At 63.8% G+C, this 12,475-nt stretch carries 11 protein-coding genes and 1 riboswitch; of the genes, 8 read left to right on the top strand and 3 right to left on the bottom strand.

The features are described from left to right. Window positions 1-84: 84 nt before the first annotated feature. Window positions 85-441, bottom strand: coding sequence for a LysR family transcriptional regulator (locus CXY72_RS12955; RefSeq protein WP_104128099.1), 357 nt, complete (start codon window positions 439-441; stop codon window positions 85-87). Window positions 442-566: 125 nt separating this feature from the next. Between CXY72_RS12955 and CXY72_RS12960 the strand changes: the two genes are divergently transcribed. The 5 genes from CXY72_RS12960 to gcvP all read left to right on the top strand — a co-directional run bounded on the left by CXY72_RS12960 (window position 567) and on the right by gcvP (window position 6,663). Next, window positions 567-1,169, top strand: coding sequence for an LON peptidase substrate-binding domain-containing protein (locus CXY72_RS12960; RefSeq protein ID WP_104128300.1), 603 nt, complete (start codon window positions 567-569; stop codon window positions 1,167-1,169). A 60-nt stretch (window positions 1,170-1,229) separates the two neighbouring features. After that, window positions 1,230-1,835, top strand: a complete 606-nt coding sequence (locus CXY72_RS12965; RefSeq protein WP_104128100.1) for a DNA-3-methyladenine glycosylase I — start codon at window positions 1,230-1,232, stop codon at window positions 1,833-1,835. Window positions 1,836-1,869: 34 nt separating this feature from the next. Next, window positions 1,870-1,965, top strand: a riboswitch (glycine riboswitch). A gap of 184 nt (window positions 1,966-2,149) precedes the next feature. Beyond that, on the top strand, window positions 2,150-3,313 hold the full coding sequence (gene gcvT, locus CXY72_RS12970; RefSeq protein WP_104128101.1) for a glycine cleavage system aminomethyltransferase GcvT: 1,164 nt from the start codon (window positions 2,150-2,152) through the stop codon (window positions 3,311-3,313). Between the two features lie 53 nt (window positions 3,314-3,366). Continuing rightward, window positions 3,367-3,738, top strand: a complete 372-nt coding sequence (gene gcvH, locus CXY72_RS12975) for a glycine cleavage system protein GcvH (RefSeq protein WP_104128102.1) — start codon at window positions 3,367-3,369, stop codon at window positions 3,736-3,738. A 27-nt stretch (window positions 3,739-3,765) separates the two neighbouring features. Next, entirely contained in the window at window positions 3,766-6,663 is a 2,898-nt protein-coding gene (gene gcvP, locus CXY72_RS12980; RefSeq protein WP_370446262.1) for an aminomethyl-transferring glycine dehydrogenase, read from the top strand. Window positions 6,664-6,666: 3 nt separating this feature from the next. On the opposite strand, the gene CXY72_RS12985 is transcribed toward gcvP, so the two are convergent. Together CXY72_RS12985 and CXY72_RS12990 are read right to left on the bottom strand one after the other, a co-directional pair. Further along, window positions 6,667-7,458 carry a CPBP family intramembrane glutamic endopeptidase gene (locus tag CXY72_RS12985; RefSeq protein ID WP_104128104.1) on the bottom strand — a complete coding sequence of 264 codons (792 nt, stop codon included), beginning with the start codon at window positions 7,456-7,458 and terminating at the stop codon, window positions 6,667-6,669. 4 nt (window positions 7,459-7,462) lie between these two features. Beyond that, entirely contained in the window at window positions 7,463-7,765 is a 303-nt protein-coding gene (locus CXY72_RS12990) for a hypothetical protein (protein WP_104128105.1), read from the bottom strand. Between the two features lie 181 nt (window positions 7,766-7,946). On the opposite strand from CXY72_RS12990, the gene CXY72_RS12995 reads away from it, so the two are divergent. The 3 genes from CXY72_RS12995 to CXY72_RS13005 all read left to right on the top strand — a co-directional run bounded on the left by CXY72_RS12995 (window position 7,947) and on the right by CXY72_RS13005 (window position 12,456). Further along, on the top strand, window positions 7,947-9,734 hold the full coding sequence (locus tag CXY72_RS12995; RefSeq protein ID WP_104128106.1) for an ABC transporter family substrate-binding protein: 1,788 nt from the start codon (window positions 7,947-7,949) through the stop codon (window positions 9,732-9,734). Between the two features lie 145 nt (window positions 9,735-9,879). Next, window positions 9,880-11,412, top strand: a complete 1,533-nt coding sequence (locus tag CXY72_RS13000) for an ABC transporter permease (RefSeq protein WP_104128107.1) — start codon at window positions 9,880-9,882, stop codon at window positions 11,410-11,412. Next, the gene (locus CXY72_RS13005; RefSeq protein ID WP_104128108.1) at window positions 11,413-12,456 is read left to right on the top strand and encodes an ABC transporter permease; all 1,044 of its coding nucleotides are present in this window, start codon (window positions 11,413-11,415) and stop codon (window positions 12,454-12,456) included. The last annotated feature ends 19 nt before the right edge of the window (window positions 12,457-12,475 follow it).

The raw sequence follows: 12,475 nt of genomic DNA on the forward strand, positions 1-12,475 counted from the left end.
TTTCGCGCGATTCTCGCGTGTCACAGGCCACCGCGCGCTTGGCGTGGAGGCACGCTTCGCAGTCGTCTGCCAGAGATGCAGGGACTACCGCGACTGGCGTTTTTTGCCGAGCTTAGGTTGGCCCTTCACCGCGGGCGCGCGGCCCCTGCCCTTATTGGCCTTGGCCTTGCCGCCGCCCGACCCACCGGTTGCGCCGGGCTGGGAGCCGCGACCGGCGGCGTGTGCGAGCTCGAGACGCGCGTCGGCAAGAAAAGCGATCCCGATCTCGGTGAGCATCGTGCTCTCGGCGGAACGATCGAACAGCGCATAGCCGAGTTCGGCCTCAACCTGCTTCACTGAGGCGCTGAGGGTGTCGCGCGAGACGCCGAGCGCCTGGGCGGCACGGGCGAAATCGGGAGCCTCGGCGGCGGCCACGAAATGCCCAAGCAGGGTGATGTCCACGAACAGCCTTTCGTCGTTTGCGCGGGTGCGCGGTAGACCCTCTAGGCTACGCGTCGAATGCAACCCATTCCAATCCGTCGCGCACAGGGCTTGGCGCAATGCCGATGACGTGGTTCGCTGAGTGTATGACGACCCTGCCGATGTTTCCCCTGGGATCCGTGCTGTTTCCCTATATGCCGCTGCAACTGCGTGTGTTCGAGGAGCGCTACCTGGTCATGCTGGCCCGGGTGCTTGATTCCGAACCGGCCGAGTTCGGCATCGTGCTGATCGAACGCGGGCAGGAAGTCGGCGGCGGCGAACGTCGCTTCAGCATCGGCACCGTCGCCCGGGTCACCCAGCTCGACGCGCCAGAGGGTTATCTGGGGCTGGTCGTGCAGGGCGAGCGCAGAATCGAGGTGACCGAGTGGATGCCGGAGGACCCGCATCCGCTCGCCACCGTTCGCGCGGTGCCCGACTTGACGTGGGACGATGCGCTGCTGCCACTCCGGGAACAGGCCGAACAGCTCGTGCGCCGTACCCTGTCGCGCGCGAGCGAGTTCTCCGACCAGGAATGGTCGCCTGATGTGGTGCTCTCGCACGATCCGACCGCCGCTGCCTGGCAACTCGCCGCGATCGCCCCGGTTGGACCGCTCGACCAGATCGCGCTCCTGCGTTCCGATACGATGTCGGCGCTGCTGGACAACATCATCGAGTTGACCGAGGCGGCGGCCGAATCTTTGTCCTGGTGAATGGCACCACACTCGCGGCATGGCGCTGGCCGTCTGCGGGGCCGGTGTCTAATGGTTCGTATGGAACCATTACCAGCCCCCGGGGTGATCGTCGGCCCCGACGGGCTCGCCCGCCCTGCCTGGGCCTCGGTCGACCCGATGTTGCGCGATTACTACGACACGGAGTGGGGCGTGCCCGTGCGCGACGAGCACGGGCTGTACGAACGCATCAGCCTCGAGGCGTTCCAATCCGGGTTGTCCTGGGCGATCATTCTGCGCAAGCGCCCCGGGTTTCGAGCAGCATTCGCCGACTTTGACCCCGAGCGGGTCGCCGCCTTCGACGAAAATGACGTTACTCGGCTGCTGAACGACGAGAAAATCGTACGCAACCGCCTCAAGATTCACGCCACTATCACGAACGCGCGGGCCACGGTCGCTCTTCGCGACAGCGGTGGCCTGGTGGATTTTGTCTGGTCGTTCCAACCCGATGCCACGCCAGCGCCGTTGACGCAGTTCGACGTGCCCACCCGCTCCGACGCATCCGTCGCACTCTCGAAAGCACTCAAGAAGGTCGGCTTCGTCTTCGTTGGACCGACCACGATGTTCGCCCTCATGGAAGCCATCGGCATCATCGACACCCACCTCGTCGACAGCCATCGGCGTGGCAGCAGCGGTGTGTGGGGCTAGGCTGGCTCCAAGTCACAACTAAACATCGGGTCATATGGACGATGCGGGAGAGTTCGGCGCGAAGGCGTACGAACACCGAAGGAGCAATCCTCCCCGACAATCTCTCAGGTACTCGTACCGCATCGAACTGGCCACTCTGAAAAGTAGATTGAACACGCCCTGCGTGTTTCACAATCTCGCCCACGGTGAAAGTCAGTGCGTTGGCGCTGGTGAAGCTCTCAGGCACGAGCGACAGAGGGGGAGTTCCCACGAGGCTCAACCGAGCCTCGCACACAAGCGGCCTTGCCTGTTCGGCCCTGTCACCCGGAGAACTCATGACCTCGGCCGATTCCAGCACCCCCGGCTCCACTGATTCACGAAATACGGAGCGGTTCTCGCCGCTGCACCAGGCGCACGTCGACGCCGGTGCGAGCTTCACCGACTTCGCCGGCTGGCAGATGCCGGTGCGCTATTCGAGTGATCTCGCCGAGCACCACGCCGTGCGCGCCGAAGCCGGCCTGTTCGACCTGTCGCATATGGCCGAGATTCTGGTCGAGGGCCCGGATGCCGCTTCCTACCTCGACTCTGCGCTGGCCGGCAAGCTCTCGGTCATCGAGCTGTGGCAGGCCAAGTACAGCTTGCTCCTCGCTGAGCACGGCGGCATCATCGACGACCTCGTCGTCTACCGCCTCGGCGATACCAGGTTTCTTATCGTCGCCAACGCCGGCAATCGATTTGCCGCTTTCGATGCGCTGCGCGCCCGTGCCGACGGCTTCGCCGTGAGCGTCGTCGACCAGAGCGACGATTATGCCCTCATCGCCGTGCAGGGCCCCAACGCCCTCGCCATTCTTATTGCCACCGAGGGCGTCACCGACCTCGGCACCGACCTGCACTTCATGAAGTATTACCGCATCACGGATGCTTCCTTCCTCGGTCAGCCACTTCTGGTGGCTCGCACCGGCTACACCGGTGAAGACGGCTTCGAGCTCTACCTCGAGGCCGCGCGAGCCCGAGAACTGTGGGATGCACTCATGAGCGCCGGCGCTGAGAACGGGCTCGTTCCGGCCGGTCTCGCCAGCCGCGACACCCTCCGGCTCGAAGCCGGCATGCCGCTCTACGGTCACGAGCTCACCCTGAACACCTTCCCGGCGCAGGCGGGCCTTGGCCGGGTGGTCAACCTGGGCAAGGAGCACGACTTCGTCGGCCGCGCCGCGATCGAGGCAGGGCCGAAGGCGGGGGTATCCGTTTTGGTGGGTCTGATTGCCGCCGGCAAGCGTGCCGGGCGCGCCGACTACGAGATTTTTCGCAGCCTCGACGCCGAGACTTCCGACGGCGTCATCACGAGCGGCGCGCTCTCACCAACCCTCGGCTACCCGATCGCCATGGCCTACGTCACCCCCGACCTCGCCCGCCTCGGCACCGAGGTGTACGTCGACGTGCGTGGCACCCGCCTTCCCGCCACCGTTACCTCGCTTCCGTTCTATAAGCGCGTCAAATAGCTCCGCCCTGTTGAAATAGCCCTGAATCCGTGCACCCTGCGAAAGGCAACACCATGACAGACACATCCCAACTGCACTACACCGCTGAGCATGAGTGGGTTTTGGTCGACGGCAGCATTGCGACCGTCGGCATCACCGCCTATGCCGCCGAGAAGCTCGGCGACGTGGTTTTCGTCGAACTGCCCGAGGTGGGCAGCACGGTCGCCGGCGGCACGGTCATCGGCGAAATCGAGTCGACCAAGTCGGTCGGGGAACTGTTCGCACCGGTCAACGGCACCGTCACCGCCACCAACGCTGCCGTGGTCGAGAGCCCCGAGCTGGTCAATAGCGACCCGTTCGGTGCAGGCTGGCTGATCAAGGTTGAGTTCGACACGCTGCCCACCCTGCTCAGCCCGGCCGAATACTCGGCCCTCATCGGCGAGTAGCTCATGGAAACGCAGGTTCGGCAGCAGATGCCCTCGGCCTTCACCCAGCGCCACATCGGAACGGATGCAGGCGCCCAGTCCCACATGCTCGCCACACTCGGCTATGAGTCGGTGGACGACCTCGTCTCCGCAGCCATGCCCGCGTCGATTCACGCAGACCTGTTTCTGCAGGACGCAGGCAGCGCCCTTCCCCCCGCCGCGACCGAGAACGAGGCCGTCGCCGAACTGCGCGCCCTGGCCGATCGCAATACGGTCAAACGCTCCATGATCGGTCTCGGCTATTACGACACGTTCACGCCCGCCGTGATCAAGCGCAACGTGTTCGAGAACCCCAGCTGGTACACCGCCTACACGCCGTACCAGCCCGAGATCTCGCAAGGCCGGCTCGAAGCCCTCATCAACTTTCAGACCATGATTGCCGACCTCACCGGTCTGACCACCGCCAACGCGTCGATGCTGGACGAGTCGACGGCGGTCGTCGAAGGCATGCTGCTCGCCCTGCGCGCCTCCAAATCCACCTCACGCCGATTCATCGTCGACACGGATGCTTTTCCCCAGACCCACGCGCTGCTCGCCAACCGCGCCGCCGCCCTCGGCATCGAACTCGCCCAGGTCGCGCTCAGCGAACAGACCACGGCCGAGGACCTCGGCGATTATTTCGGAGTCTTCGTGCAGTACCCGTCGGCATCCGGTCGCATCTGGAACCCACAAGCGGTCATCGATCTTGCGCATGAATGCAAAGCGCTCGTCGTGGTAGCCGCCGACCTGCTGGCTCTCACCCTGCTCAAGTCGCCCGGCGACCTCGGCGCCGATGTCGCCGTCGGCACCAGCCAGCGCTTCGGCGTGCCGATGGGGTTCGGCGGACCGCACGCCGGCTACATGGCCGTGCGCAAGGGGCTCGAACGCCAGCTTCCCGGCCGCTTGGTCGGCGTCAGCGTCGATGCCACTGGACACCCCGCCTACCGCCTCGCCCTGCAGGTGCGCGAACAGCACATCCGCCGCGACAAGGCAACCTCGAACATTTGCACCGCCCAGGTGCTGCTCGCTGTCATGGCCGGAATGTACGCAGTGTACCACGGACCACAGGGTCTCACCGCGATCGCCGAGCAGGTGCACGAGCGAGCTGGCGCCCTCGTCGCCGCCTTGCGTGCCATCGACGTCGACGTGCAAAGCGACACCTTCTTTGATACCGTCCGGGTCTTCGTGCCGAGCGCGGCCGAGGTCGTTGCGAGGGCAGCGACGAGCGGCTACAACCTGTATCAGGTCGATGAGACCACCATCAGCGTGTCGGTCGATGAGACCACCACGCTCGCTGATCTGTCCTATGTCGTCGGCGCGTTCGGTGGCCGCGATGCGTTCGGCCACGTCGACTTCGACGCCGTACAGCACGGGCTGCCGAGCGAGTTGGATCGCGAGAGCGAATTTCTCACCCACCCGGTGTTCAACACGCACGCTTCCGAGACCAGCATGATGCGCTACCTCAAGCGCCTCGCCGACTACGACTACGCGCTTGACCGGGGCATGATCCCGCTCGGCTCCTGCACCATGAAGCTCAACGCGGCGAGCGAGATGGAGGCCGTCAGCTGGCCCGAATTTGCCGGTATCCACCCCTTCGCCCCGAGGGCGGATGTCGAGGGTTACCTGCATCTCGTACGGCAGCTCGAAACCTGGCTCGCCGATGTCACCGGGTACGACTCCGTGTCGTTGCAGCCGAACGCGGGTAGCCAGGGCGAACTCGCCGGCCTGCTCGCCATCCGCGGGTACCACCAGTCCAACGGGCAGATCGACCGCACGGTCTGCCTGATCCCGTCGAGCGCGCACGGCACCAACGCGGCATCCGCTGTGCTGGCGGGCATGCGCGTAGTCGTCGTGGCCTGCGACGAGCTCGGTAACGTCGACCTCGCCGACCTGCACGCCAAGATCGCCGAAAATGCCGACAGCCTCGCCGCCCTCATGATCACCTACCCCTCTACGCACGGCGTCTACGAGCATGAGGTCGCCACCATCTGTTCGGCCGTGCACGCGGCCGGCGGCCAGGTCTACGTCGACGGCGCCAACCTCAACGCGCTGCTCGGTTTCGCCCGCTACGGCGATTTCGGCGGCGACGTCTCCCACCTGAACCTGCACAAGACCTTCTGCATCCCGCACGGGGGAGGCGGACCGGGCGTCGGCCCGGTCGCGGCCAAGGCGCACCTCGCATCGTTCCTCCCGGGGCATCCGCTCGCCCAGAGTGACGAGCACTACCTGCTGGGCAGCGGGGGAGCCAGCACCACCGTCGTACATGCCGGCGGGCCGGTCTCGGCGGCGCCGTACGGCAGCCCGAGCATCCTGCCCATCTCATGGGCGTATGTGCGAATGATGGGTATCGAGGGCCTCAAACAGGCCACCGGGGCAGCCGTGCTCGCCGCCAACTATGTCGCGAAACGCCTCGAAGACAGCTATCCGTTGCTCTACTCGGGCGAGGGCGGCCTGGTCGCGCACGAGTGCATCCTCGACCTGCGCCCGCTCACTGCGGCCACCGGCGTAACCGTCGACGACGTGGCCAAACGCCTCGTCGACTACGGCTTCCACTCACCGACCATGAGCTTTCCGGTGGCCGGCACGCTCATGGTCGAACCCACCGAGAGCGAAGACCTCGGCGAAATCGACCGTTTCATCGACGCCATGATCGCGATCAGGGCCGAAGCGGATGCCGTAGCCGCCGGCCGCTGGCCCGCCGACGACAACCCGTTGCACAACGCTCCGCACACCGCGCAATCGGTAATCGAGGGGGAGTGGGAGCATCCGTACGACCGGGCCACCGCGGTGTATCCACTCGCGAGCCTGGTGCGGGGCAAGTACTGGCCGCCGGTGCGGCGCATCGACAACGCCTATGGTGACCGCAACCTGGTCTGTGCCTGCCCGCCGCCCGAGGCGTTCGAGTAGAAGTTAGCTGGCCGGGGCGAGCAGCTCCGGCCACCAGGCCAGCGCGAGCGGATAGCCGACGAACGAGAGAATATCGAGCAGCCAGTGGGTCACCACGAGCGGCATGGTGCGCCCCCAGCGGGTGTAGCACCACCCGAACACGACGCCCATGGCAACGTTGCCGAAGAACGGCCCAATCCCCTGATAGAGGTGATAGCTGCCGCGCAGTGTGGCCGAGCTCACAATGATGATCCAGGGTGACCAGCCGAGTTCACGCAGACGGGTGAACAGGTAGCCGACCACGATGATTTCCTCGACCAGCGCAGCCTTCAGGGCGGCGAAGACGAGAATGGGTATGGTCCACCAGAAAGTGTCGAGCGGTGAGGGCACCACGGCCACGGTGAACCCCAACGCGCGCCCAGCCAGGTATAGCGCGAGGCCCGGAATGCCGATGACCAGCAGCAGTCCAAACCCACCCGACACATCCTTACCGGGACGGGTCAGGTCGAAGCCGAGCCGGGTGAACGGGTTCTGCCCGGGCCGCCAGAGCAGAAACATCACCAGGGCCACCGCTCCGAGCCCGAACGCGATACCCAGAAACTGGTACGTGAAGTCGAGCCACTCGCGCGGCGACTGCGAGCCGTTCAGCGTCGCCGACTGGTCGGCGAGCGGCGTCGTATCGGTCAGCCGGGCCACGATCGACACGATGGAGTAAACCGCCGACGCCCCGAGCGACAGAGCGAGAACAATACCGATCTCCCAATAGTTCCGGGAACGGTCGAGCCGGAAACTCGGTAACAGGGATGCTTGCGGCATGGCTCTATCCTGCCACCCCGTCATCCCAGGTACCCGCTTCACGATCACGGGAGCTGAACCTCCCCGTCGGGGCCACCCCGTGTTCGACAACCTCCGGGAGCTCTACACGCAGGCGCTTTTCGCCGCCATCCCCGGTGGCGATTTCGAGTTCGGTCGCTAACGGCTCGACCCGAGCCATATAGTCCTTACCGGCAATGCCGGTCAGGACTATCTGGCGTTCACGGCCACTGAGGACCGCGATCCAGCTCGGCGGCCCTGCGGCGCTTTCCGCGGTTTGGTCGGTAAAAACGGGACAAATTCCGTGCACGAGCGCACCAGACGCAATTTTTGTGCAGAATGCCCGACTTGAACGAAAAAGAATGGACCTATTTGATAACAGTTCGACAATTTGATTGGCAAGCTGAGGATTTCTCTCTATGGTCGTAGCTAACCACGATCGACTCGCGGCCTCTCGCCGGTGTCGACGATCACATCGCCCAGGAGGAATCTTGTCCATCAGAGGAAAACTGTTCAGGAAAAGCCTCAGCGGGGTCGCCGTTCTCGGCGTCGCTGCCCTTGCCCTGACCGCATGCACCACAGCCGGCAGCACCGCCCCGAATACGGATGCCGCGGCCAGCGGCGGCACGGTGACGGTCGCGGTGGTCAACGACTTCACGTCGTTCAATAACCAGACCCCGCAATCCAACCTCGACACCAACGGCCAGGTCGGTTACCTCATGGGTAACTACGGCTCCGCCTTCTCTTATATTGATAAAGACTTCAAGATCGTGCACGAAAAAAAGTTCGGCACCTTTGAGAAAACCAGCGACGACCCACAGACGGTCACCTACACGCTCAACCCCGACGACAAATGGTCCGATGGCGAGCCCGTCACAGCCGATGACATGGTGCTTTCCTGGGCAACCCAGGCTGGCTACTACAACAGTTCCACTACCGATGAAGCCACCGGTGACGTGATCACCGGTACGACCTACTTCGAAATTGCGGCGAGCACTGCCGGTCTCGACACGACAGCTTTCCCCACGGTCAGCGCTGACAACCTGTCGATGACGTTGGTCTATGGCACTCCCTACGTGGATTGGGAGCTGGTCAACCCGATCGGCCAGCCCGCGCACATCGTCGCCAAGAAGGCCGGGCTTGGTTCTGCCGCTGACCTGACCGCCCTGCTCAAGGGCTTGCCGAAAGGCGACCCGGCCAACCCGGCGTCTTCCGACCCCACGCTCAAAGCCGCTGCGGACTTCGTGAACACCGGCTACGACGTGACCGCCTTCCCCACCGACCCCGACCTACTGGTTTCCAGTGGCCCGATGGTGCCGACCGGCTGGACTCCCGGCCAGTCGTTCACGATGGAGCGCAACAAGTACTACGTCGGTGGCATGGTTCCTAAGATCGACAAGATTGTGCTGCGCGTCATCCCCGACGCGAATGCGCAGGTCACCGCGCTGCAAAACGGTGAAGTGGACATCATTAACCCGCAGGCATCCGCTGACACACTGACCGCACTGGAGAACACCGGCGCTGACGTGCTCACCGGCGACCAGGTGTCGTACGACCACCTCGACCTCAACTTCGGAGCCTCGGTCTTCGCTGACCTCAGTGTTCGCCAGGCGTTCCTGAAGACCATTCCGCGGCAGCAGATCCTTGATTCCATCGTGACCCCGGTCAACCCGGACGCCAAGGTTCTGAACTCGCAAATCTGGGTTCCGGCCAACGAGCCGTACGCCGACTCGATTGCGAACAACGGATCCAGCGACTATGCAGAGGTCGACATCGAGGGCGCCAAGAAGCTCCTCGCCGGAGCAACACCGACGATCAGCATCCTCTACAACACCAAGAACCCGAACCGCGTCGATGAGTTCCAGGCCATTCAGGAATCGGCTACCAAGGCCGGTTTCAACATTGTGGACAAGGGCTCACCCGACTGGAGTTCCCTTTTGCCCGGTGGCGACTATGACGCCTCGATCTTTGGTTGGATCAGCCCGGGTGTCGGCTCTGCCGGCATTTCGCAGATCTTCTCAACCGACGGCGGTGGAAACTACAGCCGCTACACGGGAACCAACGCTGACGCCATCGCGACCCAGACCACTCTGGATCCCGACGAACTCGTCAAGATCGAGAAGCGTATGGACAAGCAGATGTTCACGGATGCCTACGGCCTGCCGATGTTCCAACTGCCCGGTGTGTTCGGTGTCGCCAAGCGCGTGAGCGGTGTGGAGTACATGGGCAACCAAACCGGTCCGTTCTGGAACTTCTGGGAGTGGTCCGTCAGTAAGTAGCACGACCGAGATATCCAGCTCGATCGCGCCGTTGGGCTCCTGGGCACGCTCAGGAGCCCAACTCTCGGGTCGGGCGGCATCCGTATTTCGTCGTAACGCCCGGTAAAGCGGCACGAACCAACCCCGACAGCGAGGTAGCCCACGCATGGTGACCTTCATTCTGAGACGTGTTCTCGTTTCCATGCTCATTCTGGTCGCTGCATCATTTCTGATGTACGTCATGGTGGGCTATTCGGCCGACCCGCTTCAAGACCTCCGAAGCAGCAATTCGCCCAATAAGCAGCAACTGATCAACGCCCGCGTCTCGCTCCTCGACCTTGACGTTCCGCCGCCCTTGCGCTGGGTGCTCTGGATCGGAGGTGTGGCGAAATGTGCGATTCCGTTCGCCAACGCTTGCGACCTGGGCTCGACTATCTCGAATGCCCGGGTGGTCGACATCCTGCCCAACGCCCTTGCCGCAACGGTGCAGCTCGTCACCTTCGCGCTTGTGCTGGCCATTCTGCTCGGCGTGACGATCGGCATCATCACCGCCCTCCGCCAGTACAGCGGCCTGGACAACACGGTCACCTTCGTCAGTTTCTTTCTCTACTCGCTGCCCGCCTTCCTTGTCGCCGTGCTGCTCAAAGAATTCGTCGCCATCGGTTTCAACGACTTTCTGCGAAACCCCGTGATCGGTGGCATAGCATTGCTGGTCATCGGCCTCATCGTCGGGGCCATCTGGCAGTCGCTCCTCGGTGGTGACGGGCGGCGCAGACTGGTCGTCTTCCTCGTGTCGGGGCTTACGACATCGGGTGTTCTGCTGCTGATGAGTGCGACGGGCTGGTTCATGCGCCCGGGCCTCGGCGCGATCCCGATCATTCTGCTGGTCGCTGCGATCGCCCTCGGCTCGGCCACTCTGCTGGCCGGCCTGCGCAACCGTCGGGCCGTCATCACGGCGGGTATCAACGCGGTGATCGCCATTTCGGCGTACTTCACCCTGCAGCCACTGTTCGACGTGTCGAGCGCGGGTACCCTGTTCATTCTCGCCCTCGCCACCATCGCTGTTGGGCTGGTCAGCGGCTTTCTGGCGGGGGGCTACGACCGGGGCCAGAATATGCGGGTCGGTCTCGTCACTGCCCTGTTTTCCGGCGCTGTCGTTCTGCTGGACCGCTTCATGCAGTCCTGGGGGGACCTGCTGTCCGCTACGAACGGACGACCGATCGCGACGGTGGGCTCGAAGACACCGGGGCTGTCCGGCGATGTGTGGCTTTCGGGCCTCGATGCCTTCGTGCACCTGACCCTGCCGACAATTGCGCTGCTGCTCATCTCCTTCGCCGGGTACACCCGATACTCCCGCGCCGGCATGCTCGAAGTTCTCAGTCTGGACTTCATCAGGACAGCTCGCGCCAAAGGACTACCCGAACGCACCGTGATCATGCGCCACGCCTTCCGTAACATGCTCATTCCCCTGACAACCCTCGTCGCTTTCGACGTCGGCGCCCTGCTCGGTGGCGCGATCATCACAGAATATGTCTTCGCTATCCCGGGCATGGGCAGTCTGTTCAATGCGGGTCTCTTTCGCGGTGACGTCAATCCGGTCATGGGATACTTCCTGATCGTGGCCGCGATGGCCATCACCTTCAACTTTCTGGCCGATATGGCCTATGCCGGGCTCGACCCGAGAGTGAGGATTCGCTAAATGTCCACACCGATTGGTTCGGGGCAGACCCCGCCCACCGAAATTCCGGCCGACGAACTCGCCGCCGCCAGCGCTATCCCCGAGAGCCAGGGACGTTTGATTTGGCGACGGTTCATCGGCAATAAAGTCGCCGTTGCTTCGATCATCGTCATTGCGTTCATCATCATTTTTTCCTTCTCCGCCATCGGTGTCGGCGCCATTCCCGGCTGGTGGAAATACGACTTCAAATCACTCAATCCGCAGGTGAACCAGGGTGACCCGACCCTGTCGCTCCTGCCCCAATTCCTCGGCGGCAACGGAATCTCGCTGGGCGAACATCCGTTTGGCCAGGACCGTATCGGCAAGGACTATTTCGCCATGACCATGCGCGGAATTCAGAACTCCGCGCTCGTCATGGTGGTTCTCGGCCTCATCGCGACCGTTGTCGGAGTGGTGGTCGGGGCGGTCGCCGGCTACTACCGCGGCATGGTCGATGCCGTGTTGATGCGCATCACGGACGTCTTCATCGTGATTCCCGCGCTCGTCATCGGCTCGGTCGTCGGCCACTGGTTCGGCAGCCTCGGCGCCCCGATACTCGCAATCATGCTCGGGTTCTTCTCCTGGATGGGCATCGCTCGCCTGGTGCGCAGCGAGTTCCTGTCGCTACGCGAACGCGAGTTCGTCGAGGCGGCCCGGGTAGCCGGGGCGTCGGACGCGCGCATCATCTTCAAGCACATCCTGCCCAACGCCATGGGAGTGGTCATCGTGTCGGCCACGCTCATCATGGCGTCTGCCATTTTGCTCGAGACAGCGTTGAGCTTTCTCGGCTACGGCATCCGCTCTCCCGACGTGTCGCTGGGCCTGCTGATCAGCTCCAACCAGTCGGCGTTCCAGACCCGACCGTGGCTGTTCTGGTGGCCCGGCGCCTTCATCGTGTCGCTGGCGCTGCTGGTCAACTTCGTCGGCGACGGCCTCCGCGATGCCTTCGACCCGCGCCACCGCCGGTTCAACCTCAGCAAAATGCGCGAAACGCGGCCGGAGCCGGAGCTGGAGACCCAGCCGTGACGTCGCGCAGCGCCGTAGA

Source organism: Cryobacterium sp. Y57, assembly GCF_002929505.1.
Classification (GTDB): Bacteria; Actinomycetota; Actinomycetes; order Actinomycetales; family Microbacteriaceae; genus Cryobacterium.

Excerpts from the sequence above, each read along its gene's own strand:
- CXY72_RS12960 (WP_104128300.1), top strand. The coding sequence starts at position 567 with ATGACGACCCTGCCGATGTTTCCCCTGGGATCCGTGCTGTTTCCCTAT.
- CXY72_RS12965 (WP_104128100.1), top strand. The coding sequence starts at position 1,230 with ATGGAACCATTACCAGCCCCCGGGGTGATCGTCGGCCCCGACGGGCTC.
- gcvT (WP_104128101.1), top strand. The coding sequence starts at position 2,150 with ATGACCTCGGCCGATTCCAGCACCCCCGGCTCCACTGATTCACGAAAT.
- gcvH (WP_104128102.1), top strand. The coding sequence starts at position 3,367 with ATGACAGACACATCCCAACTGCACTACACCGCTGAGCATGAGTGGGTT.
- gcvP (WP_370446262.1), top strand. The coding sequence starts at position 3,766 with ATGCCCTCGGCCTTCACCCAGCGCCACATCGGAACGGATGCAGGCGCC.
- CXY72_RS12985 (WP_104128104.1), bottom strand. The coding sequence starts at position 7,458 with ATGCCGCAAGCATCCCTGTTACCGAGTTTCCGGCTCGACCGTTCCCGG.
- CXY72_RS13000 (WP_104128107.1), top strand. The coding sequence starts at position 9,880 with ATGGTGACCTTCATTCTGAGACGTGTTCTCGTTTCCATGCTCATTCTG.
- CXY72_RS13005 (WP_104128108.1), top strand. The coding sequence starts at position 11,413 with ATGTCCACACCGATTGGTTCGGGGCAGACCCCGCCCACCGAAATTCCG.